Genomic DNA, 24,288 nt, shown 5'->3' with positions numbered 1-24,288 from the left:
GATGCCGATCAAACATCCCAACCTCAAACTGACCCGACTGACCGACGCGCTTCCCGCGTGGACGGGCGAGATCGGGCCGGATGATCTGCACGAGATCTGCCGGCAAGTGCACGACGGCGGCGGCAGGCTGGTGGCGCTGTGGGGCAGCGACACAAGGCAGCAGGATCGTGGATTCCAGTTGCATGTGCTGTTGCTCAACGAGACCGGCATGGTCTGCCTGAACGTGCAGCTGTCGGCAGAACAGCCCGTGTATCCGGATATCAGCCAGATCTTTCCGGCCGCCAGCCGCATGCAACGGGCGACTTACGACATGTTGGGCATCTACGCGCAGGAAGGGCACGACCATCGCAAATGGGTGCGCCACGGTGCATGGCACAGCGGCAGTTTTCCCTTGCGCAAGGATTTCGATGCGGCGGCGAGCCGTACCGACGAGGCGGATGCCTATCCGTTCGTGCAGGTGGAAGGACAGGGCGTGCACGAGATACCGGTCGGGCCGGTGCATGCGGGCATCATCGAGCCGGGACATTTCCGTTTCTCCATCATCGGCGAACGCGTACTGCGTCTGGAAGAGCGACTCGGTTATGTGCACAAGGGCATCGAGAAACGTTTCGAGAGCATGAGCCTGCAGCAAGGCGCAAAACTCGCCGGCCGCGTGAGCGGCGACAGCACCGTGGCCTATGCCTGGGCATATGCGATGGCGGCGGAAAGCATCGCAAAGGTGACGCCGCCCAGCCGTGCCTTGTGGATGCGCGCGTTGTTGCTGGAACGCGAGCGTGTCGCCAACCATCTGGGCGATCTCGGCTACCTGGGCAACGATGTCGCACTGGCGTTCGGCTTCGCCCAGTTCTGGATACTCAAGGAACAGGTGCTGCGCAACAACGCCGCATTGTTCGGACATCGCTACCTGATGGACACGATAGCTCCGGGTGGCGTCGCGGTGACGCTGTCGGCCGAGGGCAAGCGCGTCATCGAAGCAGAGTGCGCGATGCTGGAACAGCAGGTGCGCATCCTGCGCGGCATCTACGACGAACATGCCGGGGTGCAGGACCGCTTCATCGGCACCGGGGTGGTCACACCAAAATTGGCTGCCCAGCTCGGCTTGTGCGGGTTGGCCGGACGCGCCAGTGCCCAGGCCTGGGATGCGCGCGTGCAGTTCGCTTGTGCGCCCTACGACAAGCTGGATGTGCAGATGTCGACCTATCGCAACGGCGATGTCGCGTCGCGCGCCATCGTGCGCTTTGGCGAACTGTTCGAGTCGTTGCGCCTGCAGCGCGAGATACTGGTCAATCTGATCCATGAGGACGAAGCACCGGCAGCGCTGGCAAAACTGCCGCCGAACGGCTTTGGCATCGGCATGGTGGAAGGCTGGCGCGGCGAGGTGATGGTCGCGATCCACACCGATGCGCAGGGCAACCTCACGCGCGTGCATCCGCACGATCCGTCATGGCAGAACTGGCCGTTGCTTGAGCACGCCATCATCGACAACATCGTGCCGGATTTCCCATTGATCAACAAATCGTTCAACCTCAGTTACTCAGGGCAGGACCTCTGATGTACCAGATACTGAAACAGATCATCAAGACCGGCATCAAGACCGAAACGCCGCCGCAAGTCGACGAGTCGATGCGCGTCGATACGCAACGATTGCAGCAGGAGATCCTGGATGTGTTCGGCGGAGCGCTGGCGATACGCCAGGTCGATGCGGGTTCGTGCAACGGCTGTGAGCTGGAGATCCATGCCGTCAACAATGCCTATTACAACATCGAGGGGATGGGCATCAAATTCGTCGCCAGTCCGCGCCATGCCGACCTGTTGCTGGTCACGGGCCCGGTGTCGCGGCATATGGAGATCGCGCTCAAGCGCACTTACGATGCCACGCCGGACCCCAAGCTGGTGGTGGCCATCGGCGACTGCGCCTGCGACGGCGGCATATTCGGCGAAAGCTACGCCAGTTGCGGCAAGGTCTCCAATGTCATCCCGGTGGACGTGGTGGTGAGCGGTTGCCCGCCTGCGCCGACAGCAATCCTGCAAGGGATACTGACCGCGATCAGCGCAAGAAAACCCTGATGGCAACGCTTGCAGGCGATTCATCTGCAAACGCAAGTCGGGGCTGCATTACAGACAAGGCAAGACTATACTAGGCACGACATCTCGACGATGCCGATAAGCTGGATTATCACGATCGGCGATTATTCCTGACTGACGCGAGTGATGGAGGATGCATGGTAGACGAATCGCTTAAACGTTTGCTGGATGCGGAGGCCGAAGCGGAGAACATCATCGCGCGCGCCGACCAGGAGCGGCAGGCGATCATCGAACAGTCCCGGCATGACGTGCAGGCCTCGGAACAGCAGCTTGCCGAAAGGGTCCAGGAAATCCATGCCTCCTTTGTCGCCCAGGCCGAACAGCGTGCACAGCAGACCATCGCCGAGCTGAGACGCCGCCATGCTGAACGTTCCGCCGCGCTGCGCACTTCCGCAGCTGCACAGGAACATCTGGCGCTGGACGCCGCCGTCAAACTGCTGACGGCAACCGGCAAAGGCAAACCATGAGCGATGTGGCGCAATTCGCCTACCTGCACACGCGCACCAGCCTGCTCTCCGAGCGGCTGCTCGACCTCCACCAGCTCAACACCCTGATCGACCAGGGCATCCCGGAAGAACAGCCGATGAGCACGGCCGACATTGCTGCATCCACCAACGCGATCACCGCCCTGTATACCGGCGATCTCGACCAGAACAACGTCACCATCCTGCTCCGGGAGCTGGCGCTCCTCGCCAATACCTTGTCCGGCGACGCGCGCGACCTGCTTGGTTACTGGGCGCACCGATTCGAGCTCAGCAATCTCAAGGCGATCATCCGCGGCAAGATGGCGGGACAGCCGCAGCGCGTGATCGAGGATCAGCTGCTGGATATGGGCAGTTTCACCCGCCTGCCCACCGCGGAGCTGTTGCAGAGCGACAGTCCGCAGGAGCTGTTCCGCCGCCTGGAACAGACCGCCTATGCCGACATCGCCAGCCAGGCGCGCCACCTGCTGGAGCAGGGCGAAGCATTGTTTGCGCTGGATGCGGCCATCGACCGGCGCTATTTCGCCGGACTGGCGCGGCGCGGCAGCGGAATCGGCAGCGGTCCGGGCCAGATACTGCGTTCCATCATCGGCAGCGTCATCGACCGGGTCAACATGGTGTGGCTGCTGCGTTACCGTTTTGCCTACAACATGTCGCCGGCGCAAGCCTATTACCTGCTGATTCCCGCCAGCCAGCGGCTGAGCCCGCAGCAGCTGCAGCAATTGGCGCAGAGCGCCACTTTCGATGAAGCCATCGCCAACCTGCCGCGGCCTTACGATGACCTGCTGGCCGGCACCCGCAATTCCACCGAAGTGACGCTGCGCCTCGAATTCGAGACCTGGCGCATCGCGAGCAATGCACTGCGCCACAGTTCGTTCAACGTGGCGCGCGCACTGGCCTACATGGTGCTGCGCGAACGCGACCTGCGCCGCTTGCGTGCCATCATCCGCGGCCGCAACCTGAAGATGGCGCCCGACATGATCCGCGCCGCGCTGGGCCTGCCGCTGCCGGAAGGCGGCAGGCAGGCGCTGGCCGGATAAAGCCATGTTCAGACCCCTGCCCATGCTGCGTATCGATCTCAGCCTGATCAAGGACGACGCTCCCAAGGCAGCCCTGCTGCTGGCCAATTTTGGCAACTTTGCGCCGGAGTTCACCGAGATCATTCCCGAAAACCTGCCGGAACTGCCGGGCGAAGAATTCCGCCGTGCCTATATCGAGGACAAGTCGCGCCTCGACAAGATCCTGTCCCACTTCGAGATCGTCCCGCCCGATACCATCAGCGCACCGATGCAGCCGGTCACCCTGGATCAGCTCAGGGAACTCGGCACATGGCTGAAGCAGATATGGGAGCAATGTTCGGACGACGAAGAACGCATGCGCCAACTGCGCGAGGATCGCAGGCATTCCGCGCAACTGCTGCATGCGCTGGACCAGTTCATGGACGTAAACATCGACCTCACCCGCTTGCAGAAAAAAAGCGAACTGCTGGATGTGCGCGTCGGCACACTGCCGTTCGCCAACATCCAGCGTTTCGAGGAAGCGCTCAAGCTCGCAGGCTATGTGTCGATCCGTTTCTTCACCAGCACAGAGCTGATCCACATGATCATCGCCGGTGCCATGGGGCAGGCGGCGGATGTGGAGCGCGTGCTGCAGGCTGCGGGCTGGCGCTCGACCGATATCCCGGTGGAATTCCATGGCCATCCCGCCGAGGTACGCGGCGAGCTCACCGCGCGCATGGCGCGTCTGGAGGAACAATATGCACAACAGGAAATAGATCGCCGCACCCGCGCTGCGCAAGCGGACTTCCACGCACAGCTGATCAGTGCCGCGCACACGCTGGCGCGCGCCGCACCCTATGCGGAACTGGCGACGCTGATGCGCGGACGCGGAGAGTTGGTGTCGGTCAGCGGCTGGATTCCGGACATGAAATTGCCGCGGCTGCAGGAACTGCTGGAACAGAATCTCCCGGGCCATTTCATGCTGCATTCGCGCCCGCCGCGCGACGACGAGCGTCTGCAGGTGCCGTCGTTGCTCCGCCATCACCGCTGGCTGCGGCCATTCACCAGCCTGGTGTTGAATTACGGCGTGCCGCGTTATGGCGAGATCGATCCCACCATCCTGTTTGCAGTTTCCTTCGTGCTGATGTTCGGCATGATGTTCGGCGATCTCGGCCACGGCATCGTCATCGCGCTCGCCGGAATGCTGTTGCGCAAAAGGCTCGGCCACTATTTCTCGCTGGTACTGGCGGTGGGATTCACCTCCGCCGTGTTCGGCCTGCTCTATGGCAGCGTGTTCGGCTACGAGCACCTGATCACCGCGCTGTGGATGCCGCCGCTGTCCGACCCGATGCTGATGCTGGGGATTGCGCTGGGCTGGGGTGTCACCTTCATCCTGCTTTCCACGTTACTGACGATATACAACCGCATCGTCGACGGCAGGTTGCGCGAAGCGTTGCTGGACAGCCATGGGGTGGCCGGACTATTACTCTATCTGGGATTGCTGACCGGGGCATGGCGCATCTCCGCAAGCGGCCATGCGGGCATCATTTCGCCGTTGCTGGTGTGCTTGTCGCTGGCCGCCATCTTCTTCCATGCCTGGCAGCACAACGGTGGCGTCCGCTTCGTGGAGCGCCTGCTGATCGTGGTGGTGGAAGGATTCGAAGCGGTCATGGCGTATATCTCCAATACCTTGTCCTTCCTGCGGCTGGCAGCATTCAGCCTCAACCACGTGGCGCTGGCCATCGCCATCTTCACCGTCGGCGAGATGATGCACACGGCGGGATACTGGCTGACCGTGGTATTCGGCAACATCTTCATACTGGTTCTGGAAGGCGCGATCGTCGCGATCCAGGCTTTGCGCTTAGAATATTACGAAGGTTTCTCGCGTTTCTTCGGCGGGGACGGTCGACCGTTCCGCCCGCTCATGCTGGGCAGCGGGAACCAGCTGGCATTGCAGGATTGAGGATTCATTTTTTACGAAAGGAACGACCATGCACTGGCTCATCGCATTAATCGGACTCACCCTGCTCGGCACATTCGGTCTGGGCGCTTACCTGGAATTCCGTCCGATGACGGACGCCGCACGCGTGGCGCGCTGGTGGAAAGGCACGCTGGCCGGCAACCTGCTGGTGTTCGCCACGGCCAGCATCGCCCTGCTGGTCTCGGGCATAGACAGTGCGCTGGCCCAGGAGGCAGCAGCCGCGCACGGCGAAATATCCACCGGGCTTGGACTGGCGCTGCTCGGTGCCGGTCTGCCGACCGGGCTCGCGGCGTTCGGCGCTGGACTCGCCGTTGGGCCGGTGGGCGCCGCTTCGCTCGCCGTCATCTCGGAGAAGCCGGAGATGTTCGGTCGCACGCTGATCTATCTGGGCCTTGCCGAGGGGATCGCCATTTACGGCCTGGTGGTGACCATCCTGCTGCTCGGCAAGATCGCATGATCGCAGTACAAAAATTCACTCCGCTTACTGCGCCGGCTCGCATGATCGCGCTGGGCAGCGCAGCACTGATGGAGGGATTTGAATTGATCGGCTTCGAGACCATTGCCGATCCGACGCCGGAAATGCTGGAGAGCCTGTTCCAGGAACTGATGCGCAAGCAGCAGGCCGCGCTGGTGGTGATCGAGCAGAGCCTGGCGCAGAATCCCGGCCGCCACCTGTTGCGCGCGCAGCGCGAGGCGGGCCGCATCGTGATCACCGAGATTCCGGAACTGCATCTTTCCGGCAGCTATCACTCGCGTGTGGAAGCCCTGGTGCAAAGCGTACTGGGCGCATCCGCCCTGGAGGCGCAGGAATGAGCGACAGCCAGCAAATCGGCAACCTGGAATCCGCACTGCTGGAGCGCGCGAAGAAACTGGCCGCGGAATACCTGGCGGGTGGCCAGCAGGTGCACAAGCAGATCATCGCCGATGCCAACCAGCGCCTGCGTGTCGAAGAAGAACGCGAGGTGCTGGCAGCCAAGGCGCATGCCGAGCGGATATACCAGCAGCGGATACAGGCGGCTGAACTCGAACTGAGCTCCGAGCTCGACCATGTGCGCTGGGACCTGGTCAATACCATATTGGAATACCTGCCCGGGCGCCTGAAAGAGCTCGCCGCGGACGATGCCCAATACCATCCGCTGCTGCTTGACTGGTTGCGCGAGGCCGCGCAGGCGATCGAGCGTGACCATCTGCTGGTGCAGGCCAATCCGCGCGATCTGCAACATCTGAAAAAAGATTGGGCAAGTTATGCAAAGGCAGCCGCGGCCGACAAGCGTCTCGAATTGTCGGAACAGACCATAGACTGCATTGGCGGCATACTTGTCAGCAGCGAAGATGGCGACATCCGCTTCGACAACACCTTCGAGGGACGCATGGAAAAGCTGGGCGATGCCTTGCATGGCGTGATCATCGAACAACTTGCTTCCGGGGAGATGCACCGTGGGTAAGGTGGTCGAAGTCAACGGGCCGCTGGTCACGGTCGATCTGGCCGACGTGCCCACCGGCGAGCAGGTGAGGATGGGCAGCCTCGACTTGGTCGGTGAGGTGATCGCACGTAACGGTGCACATGCGCTGGTGCAGATGTACGAACCCACCGAATCGTTGCGGCCGGGCGAGCCGGTGGTGGCGCTCGGCCATCCGTTGTCGGTGGAGCTCGGCCCGGGACTGCTGGGCAACATCTTCGACGGCGTGCAACGCCCGTTGCTGGAACACGCCCAGCAGCATGGCGATTTCATCCCGCGCGGCGTGCACATTCCGTCGCTCAACCGCAGCAAGCTTTGGCATTTCGAGCCGCAACTGGGACTGAAGATCGGTTCGCACGTCGAAGGCGGAACCATACTCGGCACGGTGCAGGAGACGCAGACCATCCTGCACCGCATCCTGGTTCCGCCCGGCAAGGACGGCGAGTTGACTGAGCTCGCAGGTGCAGGCGATATCACCGTGGACGCGGTGGTGGCGAAGGTAAAAGATGCAAAAGGAAACATCAGCGAGCTGCAGCTGTTCCACCGCTGGCCGGTGCGCATACCGCGGCCCTACCGCAACCGCGACAATGCAGTGGAACCGCTGCTCACCGGACAGCGCATCCTCGACACCTTCTTCCCGCTGGTGAAGGGCGGACGTGCAGCCGTACCCGGCCCCTTCGGCGCCGGCAAGACCATCGTGCAGCAGCAGATCGCGCGCTGGTCGGATGCCGACATCGTGATCTACGTGGGCTGCGGTGAGCGCGGCAACGAGCTGGTCGACATCCTCGAATCGTTCCCGAAGCTCACCGACCCCAACACCGGCCGTTCGCTGATGGAACGCACGCTGCTGGTAGCCAACACTTCCAACATGCCGGTGGTGGCGCGCGAGGCCTCGATCTATGTCGGCGCCACGCTGGCCGAGTATTACCGCGACCAGGGCTACGACGTGGTGATGGTGGCCGACTCCACCAGCCGCTGGGCCGAAGCATTGCGCGAAGTCGCAGGGCGCCTTGGGCAGATGCCGGTGGAAGAAGGCTATCCCGCCTACCTCGCCTCGCGCCTTGCAGCATTCTACGAACGGGCCGGCCGTGTCACCACGCTGTCCGGCAACAGCGGCTCGATCACGCTGATCGGTGCGGTATCCCCGCCCGGCGGCGATTTCTCCGAGCCGGTCACCAGCCACACCAAGGAGATCACCAAGACCTTCTGGGCACTGTCCAAGGAGCTGGCCGATGCGCGCCACTACCCGGCGGTGGACTGGGTGGAAAGTTTTTCCGGATACGTCGCGAGCTGCAGCGGCTGGTGGGCGGAGAACGTCGATCCGCGCTGGGAATCGCACCGTGCCACCGCGCTCGGCATCCTGTCGCAGGCCGACGAACTGGCGCGCATCGTCAACCTGGTCGGGCCGGAAGCACTGTCTCCGCAGCAGCGCTGGGCGCTGGAAGGTGTGGCGCTGTTCAAGGAGGGAGTGCTGCAGCAGAGCGCGCTCGATCCGGTGGACAGCTACTGCTCGCCGAAAAAACAATTCGCGCTGCTCGACCAGATGCTGGCGATCTACCAGGATGGATTGAAACTGCTGGAACAGGGCGTGCCGGTGCAGGAACTGCTGCGCATGCCCGTGCTGGCGCAAGCGCAGCGCCTGAAGAGCAGTTACGGCAACGACAAACTGGATGGGCTGCGCGAGTTCGCAGAAAAGACCAGAAGCGAATTCCATCGCGTGTCCGACGAATATGCGCAACACGGCAAGGCAACAACCACAGACGGAGATCGCACATGAGCGGCAAAGAATACCGGCTGGCATCGGCAGCGCGCGGCGGATTGCTGTTCATGCGCGGCGTGCCCGGCGTGGGGCTGGGCGATCGCGTGGTGGTGCGCGACCACAGCGGACGCCGCCGCAACGGCCAGGTGATCCGCACCTCCAACGAAATGGTATTGATCCAGGTGCTGGAAGGTACCGACGACCTCGACCTGGAACGCACCTGGGTGCGCTTCCTCGACGAGCCGTTCGATATCCCGTTGAGCCCGGACATTCTCGGGCGCGTGTTCAACGGCCTGGGACAGCCGCGCGACGGTCGCCCGCCGCTGTTTTCCAAGATCAGGCGCAACGTCAACGGTGCGCCGGTGAACCCAGCCGCGCGAGCCTATCCGCGGGAATTCATCCAGACCGGCCTGTCTGCAGTGGACGGCCTCAACTCGCTGGTGCGCGGGCAAAAGTTGCCGATCTTCTCCGGCTCCGGTCTGCCGCACAACCGTCTTGCTGCGCAGATCGTTCGCCAGGCGCGCCTGCCCGGCGAGGAATCGCACTTCGCCGTGGTGTTCGCCGCAATGGGCGTGTCGTACAGCGATGCGAATTTTTTCAAGGAGACCTTTGCCGACAGCGGCGTGCTGCGCAATGTGGTGATGTTCCTCAACCTCGCGGACGAACCCGCGATCGAACGCCTGATCCTGCCGCGCGCTGCGCTGACCACTGCCGAATATCTCGCTTTCACCCTCGACCTGCATGTGCTGGTGGTGATGACCGACATGACACACTATGCCGAGGCGCTGCGCGAAGTGGCGACCGCCAAGGGCGACGTGCCTGCGCGCAAGGGCTACCCCGGCTACCTGTATTCCGACCTTGCGGAGATCTACGAGCGTGCCGGGCGCATACGCGACCGCCACGGTTCGATCACCATGGTGCCGGTATTGTCGATGCCATCCGACGACATCACCCATCCGATCCCCGACCTTACCGGTTACATCACCGAGGGCCAGCTGGTGCTGAGCCGCACGCTGAACAACCAGGGCATCTATCCGCCGGTGGACATTCCGCCCTCGCTGTCGCGCCTGATGAAGGATGGCATCGGCAAGGAACATACGCGCGAGGACCATGGCCGCGTCTCCGGGCAGTTGTATGCTTCTTATGCGCGCGCGCTGGAAGTGCGCAACCTGGCTTCCATCATCGGCGCCGACGAACTCTCGGGCACCGACCAGAATTTTCTCGCCTTTGCCGAAGCGTTCGAACACCGGTTCGTCAGCCAGCGCGAAGATGAGGACCGCAGCATCGTCGAGACGCTGAACCTGGCCTGGGAGCTGCTTTCGCTGCTGCCGCCGGAAACGCTGACGCGTGTCAGCGAGGCCGATCTGGCCAAATACCACCACTGGCACGGTGCCGCGGAAACGACATGAACAAGCTGCTCAAGGTGCGCCCCACCAAAAACACCCTGCTTGCGCTGCGCAAGCAGCTGGTGTCGCTGCAGCACGGGCACGACCTGCTGGAGCGCAAACGCGAACTGCTCACGCGCCTGGTGCACCAGCGCCTGAAGAAATACCACGAGTTGCGCGTCACCGTCAGCGAGGCGCTGCAGCACACCTACTACTGGCTCTCCATCGCCCACATGCGCATGGGCAGCACCCAGTTGCGCCAGGCGGTGCTGGGACTGAAGCCGGTGTTGTCGGTGCACATCCTGCCGCGCAGCAGCATCGGCGTCGAATATCCCACCGTGTCGGTGGAGAGCGCGCCGATGATGCCGATCGGGCTGATGTGGACCGATTCCAGCTTCGACGAGGCGCGCAGCCGCATGACCGAAACCGCCGTGTTGCTGGCGCAACTGGGCGAGGCCGAGACTGCCCTGTGGCGCTTGCTGACCGAACAGCGCAAGACGCAGAAGCGCGTCAACGCGCTCAAGTACAACGTCATCCCGCGCTACCAGGCCACCATCCGTTACATCGAATCGGCATTGTCCGAGGAAGAGCGCAACACTTTGTTCCAGCTCAAAGTCATGCGAGAACAACTGGAGGCAGCAGAAGGGTAGAGAGAGGACATTTCAGACGGACAACGTAGATTTCAAGGGGGGAAGAAATGAAAATGATCGATGCTCCTGAAATAGAACAGCAACACCAGCAACTCGTCAGCATGTTCGAGAGATTGAACGATGCCGTCAGGAAGCGTGAATCGCGGGAAGAAATCTACGAACTCATCGATGAGGTGATCGCCTATACCCGCCTGCACTTTGCGACCGAGGAGCGGATCATGGCCCAGTCAGGATATCCAGAGATCGCCGCGCACAAGGACAAGCACAGGCAACTGATCGATGAGGCGCTCCATCTCAAGGAGAAACTGAACTATGTCGGGGAGGAGATGTTCACGGAATGGTTCAACCATTGGCCTTTTGCCAGAGTGCTCGCGCATATCCAGTATGCGGACAAGCAGATAGAGCTGCACATCAAGCAGAGCAGGGAGAAGGAATGATTCCTTGCTGTATGCGTGTTCACCTTGTTCGTCGGGATATGGTGACGCAGCTCAACTACTGATTGCTGGTGAAACTGGATCCAGTATTATTCCGCCACGCTTGTCTGAAATCGCCCAAAGCCGCCAGTCGAGGGTGCCCTCCAAATTCTGACTCAAAGATACGCTGGCGAAGCGTAAATTGTTATTTATAACCTAATAGGTTATATTTGTGCATGGAGAAAAAGAAACCGCATTACCCACTATCTGAAGTTCAACGAGTCGTTGAAGATCGCGGAGTCAATGCTTTTACCGCTACTGCATTAATTGGCGCCGCCGCATTGGGGCTTTCAGTTGAGCAGGCGGTGGCTGTGGTTTTGGGACTCAAACAGAAGGATTTGTATAAGAGCATGACCACAAATGCCGATCACAAAATCTGGCAAGACGTGTATCACGCAACGTTGAAATCTGGATTGGTGGCTTATATCAAAGTCACCTTGCGTGAAAACGGAACCGTTGTGATCCAATTTAAGGAGAAATGAAATGAAACACCTGTGCCTGAATTGCGAAAAAGGCGACATGGTCCGCACCAAAAAAGATTCAGAGATTGAATATCGTGGCCACCGCGCCATTGTTCGTGCGCTGGATGGTTGGCATTGCCCTGAGTGCGGAGAGGTCGAGTTTGCTGGTAAGGAAGGTGTGCGTTATGCAGAAGCCTTGGAAAAGCTGCGGCTGAAAATTGACGCAGAAGAATCCGCAGAACTGGCGCGAATTCGGAAAAAACTTAAGCTTTCGCAACGCCGTGCAGCTGCTATTGCCGGTGGCGGTGTCAATGCCTTTTCTCGATACGAAAATGGCAAAGCGAGACCCGTGGCTGCAGTGGTCAACTTGTTCCGTCTATTGGAAAAACATCCTGAGTTACTTGACGAGATTGCGGCTTAGTAGCGAAGGTCTCTAGTCGGCCAAATTCTGCCCTTCAGCTTGATATTTGATTTGAATCACGTCAGCATGCGATGGTGATACGTTTTACATTTTCGTTTTTAGCCTCCTCAGATTTCACTATCGATGAAAAGCAGACCAAAGAAGTCTCGAGAATTTGAACTGCTCACCTCGCGGATAGAGGGCGCACTTGCCCCGACTGGAGCACGCATCAAGTCTCCAGACCGAATCAAAGACAAGATTACCGGACAGCTTCGCGAGGTTGACGTCTCAATCCGCTACACGGTTGGCAGTGTCGAGTTGCTCATCACCATCGAATGTCGCGACCGATCACGTATCCAAGATGTCACCTGGATTGAGCAAATCGCTACTAAGCGAGCGCATATCGGAGCAGATCGGACGATTGCTGTTTCTTCAACTGGATTCACGGATGCCGCAATTCGTGCGGCCAATGCACATGGCATTTCTATTCGACTCATCTCGGAAATAACAGATGAAGACTTACGTTCCTTAATAGATACACTTGAAGTAACGGCCAGTAATATCTCTATAGACACAAACGAAATGGCCTTAACCTTCATGGAAACGCCTTTGGGTTCATCTAATATCTGCGTCAAATCGCGCGAGTTGTGGGACGCGATGGGATTAGATGCACCAATCTTTTTCGATGCAAACTCGCAGTCACCGTTATCACTTATCCAACTTCTTTCTAGAGCTCAATCTAAACCTAGCAACCAATTATCAACCAATGACCTCTCCATAACTCTTCAACCAAAGGCTAAGGCAACCTTCTTTATTGGCACCGATCCTCTATCGCCATACCTTCGCGACGTTCCGAACGATGGGACTCCCACTCGAGTTTCGATCACAATTGGGACGAATTCTGAGAATATCTCCGTGAATACCGACAGCGGGTTACGCCGGCTAAAGCAAATCGCGTTTGTCGTGACCGCCACTAGTACGGCAGAGCGTGTTCCGGCCAGGCGAATTGGACAGTATGCGGCCGAAGACAAAGTTGTCACGCAGTTTTCCGAGCACCAGTTTCAGATTGATCAGAGTAAATCGTTGATCATCCATTCGCATAAAGCAGGCCAAAATAAGAAAACACCGACGGACGACAAAGGTGAAACGTAGCCGTAGACATTGACAATGAATATCCGCGTCTCGAAGCCTCGTATGACCGTTATGGGTTTAAAGGCGGACCTTTAAATAATAGCCTTGTTTCGCAATATTTCAGCAATCCCTGCCGACAGCTATAAAGTTTTCCGCTGTTCCAGTTGGTGCGTGCAATCCAGTGCAGCGAGTTTGTAGCACTCTGCAAGTGTCGGGTAGTTGAAGACGTTGCTGACCAGATCATGCACGCTGCCATGCAGGTTCATCACCAGTTGGCCGATGTGGATGAGTTCGCTGGCTTGTTCGCCGACGATATGCACGCCCAGCAGTTTCTCATTGTGCGCATCCACGATCAGTTTCAGCATGCCCTGTGCATCGCCGATGATCTGGCCGCGTGCACTGTCCTTGAAATAGGCGCGCCCGACGACGTAGGGGATGTCCTCTAGCTGCACTTCCTTTTCTGTTCTGCCGACGTAGGAGATCTCCGGGATGGTGTACACCGCCATCGGCAGGTTGTCCGCCGCGACATGGGTGGCGCCGCCGAAGGCATGCAGCACGGCCGCGCGTCCCTGTTCCATGCCGGTGGAGGCGAGGGCGGGACGGCCGATCAGGTCGCCCACCGCGTAGATGTGCGGCACGCTGGTTTGATAGTGCCGGTTGACCTCGATCCAGCCGTCCCTGGCGAGGATGCCGGCTTTGTCGACATGCAAGCCGGCGCTGTTGGGTTCCCTGCCTTGCGCGTAGAGCACGGCATCGGTGCGGATCTGCTTGCCGCTTTCCAGCAAGGTGACAGTGCCACTTCCTTCGCGGCGAATCTCGGCCACGCGTTCCTGCATGTGGAAGGTGACGCCCATGCCGAGGAAGCTGTCGGCGAGTACGCCCACCACATCCTCGCTCAGGTATTCCAGCAGTTGCGTATGGCTGTCCACCACGCTCACGTGCACACCCAATGCGGCAAAGATGGAGACATATTCGCAGGCGATCACCCCGCCGCCCACCACCAGCAGGCTGTCCGGCAGGTGGCGGATATTCAGGATGGAGGTGGAGTCCAGCACGGTCTTTTTATCGAACGGCACATCGGCGGGGCGCCGCGGTCTGGAACCACTGGCAAGAACGATGAAATCCGCGGAGATGCGGCGCGTGTTGCCTGCGGCATCCGCGACCTGCAGCGTGTGCGCATCGACGAAAGATGCCTCGCCGGGGATCAGCGCCACGCCGTGGCGCAGCAGCCGTTGCAGGATCACCGATTCCTGCTGTGCGATCACGCCTTCCTTGCGCCGCACTGCGTCTGCCAGCAAGCCATGACGGTTGCGGCTGTCCGGCGCGAGCGACTGGCGCATCCCGCCGGAACGCGAGAGCAGGTAGGCCACTTCGCGCATCGCCTTGCTGGGGATGGTGCCGGTCTGCAGTCCGGCGCCGCCGATCCTGGGTTTGCGCTCGACGATCGCGGTGCGTTTGCCCAGACGTGCCGCCTGCCACGCCGCATGCTGCCCGGCGGGGCCGGAACCGATGATGAGAACGTCGTAGTCCATGCGGGCGAGTCGGATGGATGCGTGCTACTTGATGCGCATGCCGGGCTGTGCGCCGGCATCCGGCGACAGGATGAACAGCCCGGGAGCCTCCCCAGAAGCAGCCAGCACCATGCCCTCGGACAATCCGAATTTCATCTTGCGCGGTGCGAGGTTGGCGACCATCACCGTCATGCGGCCCTTCAGCCAGTCCGGATCGTAGGCCGACTTGATGCCGGCGAACACGGTGCGCGGCTGCGGCTCGCCGATATCCAGCGTCAGTTTCAGCAGTTTCTCCGCACCTTCCACATGTTCGGCGTTGATGATGCGCGCCACACGCAGGTCGACCTTGTTGAAGTCGTCGATGCTGATGGTCTCGGCGATGGGCGCGATTCCTGCCCCTACTTTTTGCAGCGGGATGGTGGCATCGCCCACGCTTGCCGGAGCGGCATGCACTGCAGCTGCCGCAGCAGGAGCCGCAGACTTGGCGGACGACGCGGCGACATGTTGCTGATGTTCCGCGTGGCGTTGTGTGGAAGGTGCAGCCGGTGCCGGCTGCAGGCTTTCCTTGTTCGCTTCCACCATCGCTTCGATGCTCTTGGGATCGAGGCGGGTCATCAGGTGCTGATAGGTGTTGATGCTGTGCTGGTCGGGCAGCAGCGTTTGCGCATCCTGCCAGCGCAGTTCGCCGACATTGAGGAAGCTCTCCACGTCGCGTGCCAGTTGCGGCAGCACGGGTTTGAGGTAGATGGTGATGATGCGGAACGCCTGCAGTGCCACGCTGCACACGCCCTGCAACCATTCGACATTGCTCGGGTCTTTTGCTAGCTCCCACGGCTTGGTGGCATCGATGTAGGCGTTGATCAGGTCGAGCAGGGTGCCGACGGTACGCGTCGCCTTCGAATAGTCGCGCGCTTCGTAGAGTTCGGCGATCTGGGCAGAGGCATCCTGCAATATCTGCAACAGGTTCTGTTTCGGATGGTCTTCCACCAGTTTGCCGGCCAAGCCGCTGGTGTCGGCGCATTTCGCCAGCAGCACATGGTCGGCGAGCTTGCCGCCGAAGCGCTTGCTGATGAAGCCGGCGCTGCGGCTGGCGATGTTGATGTATTTGCCGATCAGGTCGCTGTTCACGCGCGCCACGAAATCGTCGAGACTGAGGTCGATGTCTTCCATGGTGCCGTTCAGTTTGGCGGCGTAGTAGTAGCGCAGGTATTCGGTGTTCTTCACATGATCGACGTAGCTGCGTGCGGTGATGAAGGTGCCGCGCGATTTGCTCATCTTTTCGCCGTTGACGGTGAGGAAGCCGTGCGCGAACAGCCTGGTCGGCGTGCGGAAGCCGGCGTGCTGCAGCATCGCCGGCCAGAACAGCGCGTGGAAATACAGGATGTCCTTGCCGATGAAATGGTACAGCTCGGCATTCGAGCCCTTGCGCCAGTAGTCGTCGAAGCTGAGACCCTTGGCCTTGCACAGTTGCTTGAAGCTGCCCATGTAGCCGACCGGCGCGTCCAGCCAGACATAGAAATACTTGCCCGGCGCATCGGGGATCTGGAAGCCGAAATAGGGGGCGTCGCGCGAGATGTCCCAGTCGGTCAGCTTGTTGTCGCCTTCCGCACCCAGCCATTCCTGCATCTTGTTGGAGGCCTCGGGCTGCAAGGTGCCGCTGCGTGTCCAATGACGCAGGAACTGCTGGCAGCTATGGGCGGAGAGCTTGAAGAAATAATGGTCGGAGTTGCGCAACTCCGGCTTGGTGCCGGATACCGCGGAGTAGGGATTCTTCAGCTCGGTGGGGGCATAGGCGGCGCCGCACACTTCGCAATTGTCGCCGTACTGGTCCTTGGCGCCGCATTTCGGGCATTCGCCCTTGATGAAACGGTCCGGCAGGAACATCTGCTTGAGCGGATCGTAATACTGCTCGATGGAACGGGTTTCGATCAGGTTGCCGCCCTTGAGCGTGCGATAGATGCCCTCGGCGAACTCCTTGGTCTCTGCCGAGTTGGTCGAGCCGTAATTGTCGAATTCGACATGGAAAGCGCGGAAGTCGTCGTAGTGCTCCAGCCACACGCGGGCGATCAATTGCTCCGGCGTGATGCCTTCCTTTTCCGCGCGCAGCATGATTGGCGTGCCGTGGGTGTCGTCGGCGCAGACGTAGTGGCAGGTGTTGCCCTGCATCTTCTGGAAGCGCACCCAGATGTCGGTCTGGATGTATTCGACGAGGTGGCCCAGGTGGATGCTGCCGTTGGCATACGGCAGGGCGGAAGTGACGAGGATTTTTCTTGGCATGAGACGCGGTTCCTGTAATAGGCCGCGATTGTAGCAAAACCCGCACACGGCTGCGGAATTGGGTAAAATCGCGCCCGCACAAACCCCTCAAGGAAGCCAGATGAGCATCAAGTCAGACAAGTGGATACGCCGCATGGCCGAGCAGCACGGCATGATCGAGCCGTTCGAGGCCGGACAGGTCAAGGAAGTGGACGGCAAGAAGATCGTGTCCTACGGCACCTCCAGCTACGGTTACGACATCCGCTGTGCGCGCGAATTCAAGCTGTTCACCAACATCAACAGCACCATCGTCGACCCCAAGAACTTCGACCCGAACTCGTTCGTGAACGTCGAGGCTGACTACTGCGTCATCCCGCCGAACTCTTTTGCACTGGCGCGCACCGTCGAGTATTTCCGCATCCCGCGCAACGTGCTGACCATCTGCCTCGGCAAGAGCACCTATGCGCGCTGCGGCATCATCGTCAACGTCACCCCGTTCGAGCCGGAATGGGAGGGCTATGTGACGCTGGAATTCTCCAATACCACGCCGCTGCCGGCGAAGATCTATGCCAACGAGGGGGTGGCGCAGGTGCTGTTCTTCGAGAGCGACGAAGTGTGCGAGACCTCGTACAAGGACCGCGGCGGCAAGTATCAGGGGCAGGTCGGCGTGACCCTGCCGAAGACCTGATGTTGCTGGCCGAACAAATCGTCTGGCGTTCTCCCGAAGGCAAGATCGTCGCCTGCGTGGAGAAGAACAAGGTGCTGCAGGAGAACCTGGCCGAGATCCGCCAGGTCTGTCAGGATGCGCTCGAAGATGCCGTGCTGATGGGCTGCGACGAGCAGCAGTTCCGCACCGTATTGTCCGAACTGGCGGATACCCTCGCCAGCCCTTATCCGCCACGCGAATAACGCCTTCCGTAATCCCCACGTCGCCGGCAAAAACTGCGACAATCCGCGCCACTTTAATCTGAATCCCCTGTAGGGAGCTACCCATGAAATTCAATTTCCCAATCATCATCATCGACGAGGATTTTCGCTCGGAGAACGCCAGCGGCCACGGTATCCGCGCGCTTGCCCAGGCCATCGAGAAAGAGGGCATCGAAGTCGTCGGCATGACCAGCTACGGCGACCTGACCTCGTTTGCGCAGCAGCAGAGCCGCGCATCGGCTTTCGTGCTGTCCATCGACGATGAGGAGTTCGGTGGCGGCAGTGTGGAAGAGACGGAAGTCGCCTTGCGCACCTTGCGCGCATTCGTCGAAGAGATCCGCTTCAAGAACGCCGACATCCCGATCTACTTGTACGGCGAGACGCGCACTTCGCGCCACATCCCGAACGACATTCTGCGCGAGCTGCACGGTTTCATCCACATGCACGAGGACACGCCGGAATTCGTGGCACGCCACATGATCCGCGAAGCGAAGTCCTACATGGATTCGCTGGCGCCGCCGTTCTTCCGCGCGTTGGTGGATTACGCGCAAGACGGTTCGTATTCCTGGCACTGTCCCGGTCACTCCGGCGGCGTGGCGTTCCTGAAGTCGCCGGTGGGGCGCATGTTCCACCAGTTCTTCGGCGAGAACATGCTGCGCGCCGACGTGTGCAACGCGGTGGACGAACTGGGACAACTGCTGGACCACACCGGCCCGGTGGCAGCGTCCGAGCGCAATGCGGCGCGCATTTTCAATGCAGACCATTTGTTCTTCGTTACCAACGGCACTTCGACCTCCAACAAGATCGTGTGGCACTCGATGGTGGCGCCGGACGATATCGTGGTGGTGGACCGCAACTGTCACAAGTCCATCCTGCACGCGATCATGATGACCGGTGCGGTGCCGGTGTTCCTGACGCCGACGCGCAACAACTTCGGCATCATCGGCCCGATCCCGAAATCGGAATTCGAGATGGCGAACATCCAGAAGAAGATCGATGCCAACCCGTTCATCAAGGACAAGAAGAAAAAGCCGCGCATCCTCACCATCACGCAGAGCACTTACGACGGGGTGCTGTACAACGTTGAAACGCTCAAGGAGATGCTGGATGGCAGGATCGATGCATTGCATTTCGACGAAGCCTGGCTGCCGCATGCGGCGTTCCATGACTTCTACAAAGACATGCACGCCATCGGCCGCGACCGTCCGCGCGCGAAAGAATCCATGGTGTTTTCCACGCAGTCCACGCACAAGCTGCTGGCGGGCCTGTCTCAGGCCTCGCAGATACTGGTGCGCGACAGCGAGTCGCGCAAGCTGGACCGCGACTGTTTCAACGAAGCCTACCTGATGCACACCTCGACCTCGCCGCAATACGCCATCATTGCCTCGTGCGACGTGGCGGCGGCGATGATGGAGCCGCCCGGCGGCACCGCGCTGGTGGAAGAGTCCATCGCCGAAGCGCTCGATTTCCGCCGCGCCATGCGCAAGGTGGACGCCGAATTCGGCACGGACTGGTGGTTCAAGATGTGGGGGCCGGACTATCTGTCGGAAGAGGGCATGGCCGAGCGCGAGGACTGGGTGTTGCGCGCCGACGATCGCTGGCATGGCTTCGGCAAGCTGGCCGAGGGTTTCAACATGCTCGACCCGATCAAGGCCACCGTGGTCACACCGGGACTGGATGTCGATGGCGATTTTGCCGACAGCGGCATCCCGGCCAGCATCGTCACCAAGTACCTTGCCGAACACGGTGTGGTGGTGGAGAAGTGCGGCCTGTATTCCTTCTTCATCATGTTCACCATCGGCATCACCAAGGGGCGCTGGAACAGCATGGTGACCGAGCTGCAGCAGTTCAAGGACGACTACGACAAGAACCAGCCGCTGTGGCGTGTGCTGCCGGAATTCATCGCCAAGAACCCGCGCTATGAAAAGATCGGACTGCGCGACCTGTGCGACCAGATCCACGGCATCTACAAGGCCAACGACGTGGCGCGCCTGACCACGGAAATGTACCTGTCCAGCATGGTGCCTGCCATGAAGCCGTCCGACGCCTTCGCCAAGATGGCGCATGGCGAGATCGAGCGTGTGTCCATCGATGACCTGGAAGGTCGCGTCACCGCCGTGTTGTTGACGCCTTATCCGCCGGGCATCCCGCTGCTGATCCCGGGTGAACGTTTCAACAAGACCATCGTCGATTACCTCAAGTTCGCGCGCGAGTTCAACAAGAAATTCCCCGGTTTCGAGACCGACATCCACGGTCTGGTGGCGGAGAAGTCCAACGGCGAACGCGTGTACTACGTGGACTGCGTGAAGTAGTCTGCTCGCAATGGCTCAAGGTCATCCACAGGCCGACGACAAGCTTCGCATCGACAAATGGTTGTGGGCTGCGCGTTTTTTCAAGACGCGCAGCCTGGCTGTCGATGCCGTGGAAAGCGGCAAGGTGACCATGGGTGGGGTTCGCATCAAGCCTGCCAAGGCCATCGTCGTGGGCGACCAGCTGGATATCCGCCTCGGCCAATATCATTTCGCGATCGAAGTGCTGGCACTTGCCAACAGGCGCGGTCCTGCGGCCGAGGCGCAAAAACTCTATCGCGAGTCTGACGAGAGCCGTGCACGACGTGCGGAGATCGCCGCCAACCTCAAGGCGCTGCCGCAACCGACTTTCAAGGGCAGGCCGACCAAACGCGATCGGCGCGACATCGAACGTTTCGAAGCCGGTACCAAGTCTGTACGCAAGAGCGCCTGGGGCGACTTCGAATAATCCACATCACCACGACTTTAACTTATATGCCGAATGACCTCGTCAGCAAGTTCCGTACATCCAGATGGCGCGGCCTCGCCGTCAATGTGCTGCTGTTCGTTGCGGTCATCGGCGGAATACGCGCATGGCAGCACCGCGACATGGTCAGCGGCACCGCGCCAGCCTTGCAGGGCACTACACTCGCAGGACAGCCATACAGGTTGCCAACCCACCCTGCCCATCCGGTGCTGGTGCATTTCTGGGCGACATGGTGCCCGATCTGCCGCGCCGAGCAGGGCTCCATCGCCGCTATCGCCCGCGACGATCCGAATGTCATCACGGTCGCCATGCAGAGCGGCAAGCCGGAAGCGGTCGCCCGCTATATGGGCGAGCAGCAGATCGATTTCCCGGTGGTGAACGATGCGGATGGCAGCATCTCGAACGCATGGGGGGTACATGGCGTGCCTGCCAGCTTCATCATCGCACCCGATGGCCGGATAAGTTTTATCGAGGTCGGCTACACAACCAGTATCGGGCTCAGATTGCGGCTCTGGCTGGCCGGAATCTGAACCATTCAAGCCAACTGCTTTTCAGGACGATTCAAACAAGGTCTCGGCGTCAACGGCTCGGCAACGACACACGTTGTTGTACTGCATTACTCTGGATCAACCACGTTAATGACAGGAGGATTTCATGCATAAATCAAAATCGTTGTTTGTTGCTTTGGGTGCTGCATTGGCTGTATCCATATTGTCTGTGGCTCAAGCCGCAGAAGGTGATATCAAACAGGACACCCAGAACATCCGGTCAGACAAACGAGATGCAATCAAGGATAGCCGTGACATAAGACAGGATAGACGCGAAACGCGCAAAGATGTCCGCGAGCGCAATCAGGACCGCCGCGAACTCAATCAGGACAAGCGTGAAGGCAACATTGCCGGAGCGGCCAGGGAGCGCAAGGAACTGCGTCATGACAATGCGGATATCCGCAAAGACAATCGCGATGTACGCAAGGATAGAGCGGAGCGCCGCCAGGACAAGCGCGATCTGCACAAGGATCGCCAGCAGCGCCGTCGCGACAAGAGGTGACCTGGCAGACCTGATTCGAGTCGGCGGGATGAATGTCTTGCAGCCAGTGCGACTCGCAGCTATCGAGTCTGCTTGCGCCGGAAATCTTCCATAAAGCCAACCAGCTGCTCGGCCGCAGCAAGTGTCAGCCCATTGTAGAGAGAGGCGCGCACGCCCCCTGTCGAGCGGTGCCCTGCCAGGCCGGAAAATCCGGCGGCCTGGGCTTCGGCGAGGAAGCGCTTTTCTGTATCCGTGTCAGCCAGATTGAAGGTGACGTTCATCAGCGAACGGTCTTTGGTTTTTGCCCTGCCGCGATAGAAGCCATCGCTGTTGTCCAGTTGGCTGTAGAGCAAGTCGGCCTTGCGCCGGTTGATCTCTGCCATGCGGGTCAGGCCGCCGATCTCGTCAAGCAGCCAGCGCGTGATCAACAGCACCACATAGATCGCGAACACGGGCGGTGTGTTGAATATGGAATGCGCCTTGATGTGGCTGCGGTAGTCCAGAAAACCGGGAAGGTCCGTTGGCGCATCTTCGAGCAGTTCGTCGCGCACCAGAACGACGGTGACGCCTGCCGGGCCGATGTTCTTTTGTGCATGGGCATAGATGAGCGAGTAGCGCTCCGCTGTGCAGGGTTGCGACAGGAAGTCGGATGACATATCGCAGACGCGCGGAACATCGTCGCGTCCGAGTACCCGGTGGAATTGCAGCCCTTCGACCGTTTCGTTGGAGATGTAGTGCAGATAGGGGGCATCCGGCGAATAGGCCAGTTCATCGTCGCCGGGCAAATCTTTGAAGCCGCCGGATTCTCCGCTCCAGATCACGCGGACCGGGCCTTCGCGTTCTGCCTCGGCCAGCGCCTTGCCGCTCCAATAGCCGGTATGCAGATAATCTGCCGGAGTCGTCTTTCCGCGCAGCAGGGTCATCGGGATCATCGAGAATTGTTGTGTCGCGCCGCCCTGCAGGAACAGGACATGATAGTTGTCGGGCAGGCCCAGCAACTTGCGGATGTTGCCTTCCAGTTCGGCGACGACTGCCGCGAACCAGTCGGAACGGTGGCTGATACCGAGCACCGACAGACCGACTTCCGGCACTTCGAGTATGGATTGCTGAACCTTGAGCAACACGCTCTCCGGCAAAGCGCCCGGACCGCCGGAAAAGTTAAGGTTGTTGAGCTGGTTCATTTGCATGGGTCTGTTCTGTGGTCAGCCGTAAAAGAAAATCCCGGAATGCATCTTTGATCTTTTGCATATGGGGCTGCTTGTAGGGGAACAAGTGAACCGGGTCCATGGCATGCACGACCATGGTGTGGTCGATCTCGAACACGAAGAACCGTCCATCCTGTGTTTCTGCGCAGTCGATACACAGGTAATCGAGCCTGGTGCGTCGATAGATCGCATCCAGCGCAGCGCGGTGGCGTTCGGCAAAGTCGCCGAAATGTTCCATGAAGGCGGCTTCCTCTGCGCGCTTCTGCGCATCGTCATACATCCCCGCATTCACGTAATGGATCATCCAGTTCGACGATACGCCCATGTGGCACGCATAGGCCTTGCCATCTATCAGCACCACGCGGAATTTCCGGAACAGCCCATCCTTGCCGCTATAGTCGATGAATCGTGACAGGAAGAACTCTGCGTCAGCCACTTTGGAAAGATAGTCTGCCAGTTCCTCGGGGCGTTCGATCCTGTCCAGGTTCTTTCCCGCATGCGAGCCGACAGGACGGACGATGATGGGGAAATCGCAGTCGGCAAATTGCGCGGAAAGGCGAGTGTCACCGGCTGCAATGGACTGCAGCACAGAACGGGAAGCATGCAAGGTGGGCGGAATCAGCAAGCCGGTCGCCCCCTGCAATAGCCGGCTGGCCGCTTCGCGACCTGTTGAAGGGATATATTGCGGACTGTTGATCACCGGCTTGGACCAATGCATCAGAGCGTGTTCGAGTGCAGTCAGTACGCTGCGGTTCTCGTCTGATTCGCTGATGGCGACAAATACGGCATCGTGCTCGGGGATGGCGCCGGGCAATGGGGCATCCGAAGAAACGTAACAGAAGATCAGATCGATATCGCTATTTTCCAGCAGACAATCCAGCGGTGTATTCGCGGCGATGTCTCCCGCTACGCATAGCATCAGCAAGCGCAGCTTGGCGGGCTGCTGCGATGCGGCGAGCCGGAAGATGCGCTTGTGTTCCAGCGCCAGCGACTGGATCGACAGGCCGATGTCGCGTTGCCCGAAGCATTGCAGGATGATGGACAGGTTCATCCAGAGTTCGGCATCGGCAGGGTTGCGTCCAGCCTGCTCCAGTGTCTCCTGGCCAAGCGGACGCATATCGACTCCGGCGATGCTCATGCGCAGGTATGGCGCCAGTCCCAGGAACTGTGTCTCGGTCTGGGCTGGATCGATGGCGGTGTCAGCAGTAATCAATTGTGAATTTTCGTCAGAGTCTTCTGGTTGTCCGGAATGCCTCAGGATACTCCTGGCATGTCCGTGTTCAGCTTCACGCGTATGTTACCAAGCAGAATACCCTGTCG

25 protein-coding genes are annotated in these 24,288 nt (G+C 60.0%); 21 read left to right on the top strand and 4 right to left on the bottom strand.

The window, feature by feature from the left end:
• Position 1 precedes the first annotated feature (1 nt).
• The 15 genes from SLIT_RS12785 (at position 2) to SLIT_RS15385 (ending at position 13,286) form a co-directional block, all read left to right on the top strand.
• Positions 2 to 1,552: a hydrogenase large subunit gene (locus SLIT_RS12785; protein ID WP_013030683.1), complete on the top strand. Its 1,551-nt coding sequence runs from the start codon at positions 2 to 4 to the stop codon at positions 1,550 to 1,552.
• Positions 1,552 to 2,067, top strand: coding sequence for an NADH-quinone oxidoreductase subunit B family protein (locus SLIT_RS12780; RefSeq protein ID WP_013030682.1), 516 nt, complete (start codon positions 1,552 to 1,554; stop codon positions 2,065 to 2,067). Before SLIT_RS12785 ends, SLIT_RS12780 begins: the two co-directional genes overlap by 1 nt.
• A 155-nt stretch (positions 2,068 to 2,222) precedes the next feature.
• Positions 2,223 to 2,552, top strand: coding sequence for a hypothetical protein (locus SLIT_RS12775; RefSeq protein WP_013030681.1), 330 nt, complete (start codon positions 2,223 to 2,225; stop codon positions 2,550 to 2,552).
• Entirely contained in the window at positions 2,549 to 3,607 is a 1,059-nt protein-coding gene (locus SLIT_RS12770; RefSeq protein WP_013030680.1) for a V0D/AC39 family V-type ATPase subunit, read from the top strand. The genes SLIT_RS12775 and SLIT_RS12770 overlap by 4 nt, the downstream gene beginning before the upstream one ends.
• A 4-nt stretch (positions 3,608 to 3,611) precedes the next feature.
• Positions 3,612 to 5,528 (top strand): V-type ATP synthase subunit I, encoded by a 1,917-nt coding sequence (locus SLIT_RS12765; RefSeq protein WP_013030679.1) that lies wholly within the window; start codon positions 3,612 to 3,614, stop codon positions 5,526 to 5,528.
• Positions 5,529 to 5,556: 28 nt separating this feature from the next.
• Positions 5,557 to 6,003, top strand: coding sequence for an ATP synthase subunit C (locus SLIT_RS12760; RefSeq protein ID WP_013030678.1), 447 nt, complete (start codon positions 5,557 to 5,559; stop codon positions 6,001 to 6,003).
• Positions 6,000 to 6,359, top strand: coding sequence for a V-type ATP synthase subunit F (locus SLIT_RS12755; RefSeq protein ID WP_013030677.1), 360 nt, complete (start codon positions 6,000 to 6,002; stop codon positions 6,357 to 6,359). The genes SLIT_RS12760 and SLIT_RS12755 overlap by 4 nt, the downstream gene beginning before the upstream one ends.
• Entirely contained in the window at positions 6,356 to 6,991 is a 636-nt protein-coding gene (locus SLIT_RS12750) for a V-type ATP synthase subunit E (RefSeq protein ID WP_013030676.1), read from the top strand. The genes SLIT_RS12755 and SLIT_RS12750 overlap by 4 nt, the downstream gene beginning before the upstream one ends.
• A complete protein-coding gene (locus SLIT_RS12745) occupies positions 6,984 to 8,783 on the top strand; it encodes a V-type ATP synthase subunit A (RefSeq protein WP_013030675.1) in 1,800 nt (599 codons plus the stop codon). Before SLIT_RS12750 ends, SLIT_RS12745 begins: the two co-directional genes overlap by 8 nt.
• The gene (locus SLIT_RS12740) at positions 8,780 to 10,174 is read left to right on the top strand and encodes a V-type ATP synthase subunit B (RefSeq protein ID WP_013030674.1); all 1,395 of its coding nucleotides are present in this window, start codon (positions 8,780 to 8,782) and stop codon (positions 10,172 to 10,174) included. The genes SLIT_RS12745 and SLIT_RS12740 overlap by 4 nt, the downstream gene beginning before the upstream one ends.
• The gene (locus SLIT_RS12735; RefSeq protein ID WP_013030673.1) at positions 10,171 to 10,800 is read left to right on the top strand and encodes a V-type ATP synthase subunit D; all 630 of its coding nucleotides are present in this window, start codon (positions 10,171 to 10,173) and stop codon (positions 10,798 to 10,800) included. Before SLIT_RS12740 ends, SLIT_RS12735 begins: the two co-directional genes overlap by 4 nt.
• A 47-nt stretch (positions 10,801 to 10,847) precedes the next feature.
• Positions 10,848 to 11,237: a bacteriohemerythrin gene (locus tag SLIT_RS12730; protein WP_013030672.1), complete on the top strand. Its 390-nt coding sequence runs from the start codon at positions 10,848 to 10,850 to the stop codon at positions 11,235 to 11,237.
• 212 nt (positions 11,238 to 11,449) lie between these two features.
• On the top strand, positions 11,450 to 11,755 hold the full coding sequence (locus SLIT_RS12725) for a type II toxin-antitoxin system MqsR family toxin (RefSeq protein WP_013030671.1): 306 nt from the start codon (positions 11,450 to 11,452) through the stop codon (positions 11,753 to 11,755).
• A 1-nt stretch (position 11,756) separates the two neighbouring features.
• Positions 11,757 to 12,155, top strand: a complete 399-nt coding sequence (locus SLIT_RS12720; protein ID WP_013030670.1) for a type II toxin-antitoxin system MqsA family antitoxin — start codon at positions 11,757 to 11,759, stop codon at positions 12,153 to 12,155.
• Positions 12,156 to 12,278: 123 nt separating this feature from the next.
• Positions 12,279 to 13,286: a hypothetical protein gene (locus SLIT_RS15385; protein WP_013030669.1), complete on the top strand. Its 1,008-nt coding sequence runs from the start codon at positions 12,279 to 12,281 to the stop codon at positions 13,284 to 13,286.
• Positions 13,287 to 13,405: 119 nt separating this feature from the next.
• Here SLIT_RS15385 and sthA read toward each other — a convergent pair whose 3' ends face one another.
• Positions 13,406 to 14,797: a Si-specific NAD(P)(+) transhydrogenase gene (gene sthA / locus SLIT_RS12710; protein ID WP_013030668.1), complete on the bottom strand. Its 1,392-nt coding sequence runs from the start codon at positions 14,795 to 14,797 to the stop codon at positions 13,406 to 13,408.
• Between the two features lie 24 nt (positions 14,798 to 14,821).
• On the bottom strand, positions 14,822 to 17,053 hold the full coding sequence (gene metG / locus SLIT_RS12705; RefSeq protein ID WP_013030667.1) for a methionine--tRNA ligase: 2,232 nt from the start codon (positions 17,051 to 17,053) through the stop codon (positions 14,822 to 14,824).
• A 100-nt stretch (positions 17,054 to 17,153) separates the two neighbouring features.
• Here metG and dcd point away from each other — a divergent pair, with 100 nt between their 5' ends.
• From dcd to SLIT_RS12675, 6 genes are all read left to right on the top strand, one after another.
• Positions 17,154 to 17,720: a dCTP deaminase gene (gene dcd, locus SLIT_RS12700; protein ID WP_013030666.1), complete on the top strand. Its 567-nt coding sequence runs from the start codon at positions 17,154 to 17,156 to the stop codon at positions 17,718 to 17,720.
• A complete protein-coding gene (locus tag SLIT_RS12695; protein ID WP_013030665.1) occupies positions 17,720 to 17,941 on the top strand; it encodes a hypothetical protein in 222 nt (73 codons plus the stop codon). The genes dcd and SLIT_RS12695 overlap by 1 nt, the downstream gene beginning before the upstream one ends.
• A gap of 83 nt (positions 17,942 to 18,024) precedes the next feature.
• Entirely contained in the window at positions 18,025 to 20,271 is a 2,247-nt protein-coding gene (locus SLIT_RS12690; RefSeq protein ID WP_013030664.1) for an arginine/lysine/ornithine decarboxylase, read from the top strand.
• 10 nt (positions 20,272 to 20,281) lie between these two features.
• Positions 20,282 to 20,716 (top strand): RNA-binding S4 domain-containing protein, encoded by a 435-nt coding sequence (locus tag SLIT_RS12685; protein WP_013030663.1) that lies wholly within the window; start codon positions 20,282 to 20,284, stop codon positions 20,714 to 20,716.
• Positions 20,717 to 20,742: 26 nt separating this feature from the next.
• Positions 20,743 to 21,264, top strand: a complete 522-nt coding sequence (locus tag SLIT_RS12680) for a protein disulfide oxidoreductase (RefSeq protein ID WP_013030662.1) — start codon at positions 20,743 to 20,745, stop codon at positions 21,262 to 21,264.
• 124 nt (positions 21,265 to 21,388) lie between these two features.
• Positions 21,389 to 21,784: a hypothetical protein gene (locus SLIT_RS12675; protein WP_013030661.1), complete on the top strand. Its 396-nt coding sequence runs from the start codon at positions 21,389 to 21,391 to the stop codon at positions 21,782 to 21,784.
• A gap of 59 nt (positions 21,785 to 21,843) precedes the next feature.
• Here SLIT_RS12675 and SLIT_RS12670 read toward each other — a convergent pair whose 3' ends face one another.
• Both SLIT_RS12670 and SLIT_RS12665 read right to left on the bottom strand, forming a co-directional pair.
• Complete coding sequence (locus SLIT_RS12670; protein WP_150103009.1) at positions 21,844 to 22,950, bottom strand: phosphoserine transaminase; 1,107 nt, start codon at positions 22,948 to 22,950, stop codon at positions 21,844 to 21,846.
• On the bottom strand, positions 22,922 to 24,181 hold the full coding sequence (locus SLIT_RS12665) for an ATP-grasp domain-containing protein (protein WP_013030659.1): 1,260 nt from the start codon (positions 24,179 to 24,181) through the stop codon (positions 22,922 to 22,924). The genes SLIT_RS12670 and SLIT_RS12665 overlap by 29 nt, the downstream gene beginning before the upstream one ends.
• Positions 24,182 to 24,288: the final 107 nt, after the last annotated feature.

It is taken from the genome of Sideroxydans lithotrophicus ES-1 (assembly GCF_000025705.1).
GTDB lineage: Bacteria > Pseudomonadota > Gammaproteobacteria > Burkholderiales > Gallionellaceae > Sideroxyarcus > Sideroxyarcus lithotrophicus.
Note: the sequence above shows the minus strand (reverse complement) of the source record. Positions and strands in the feature narration are given on the sequence as shown.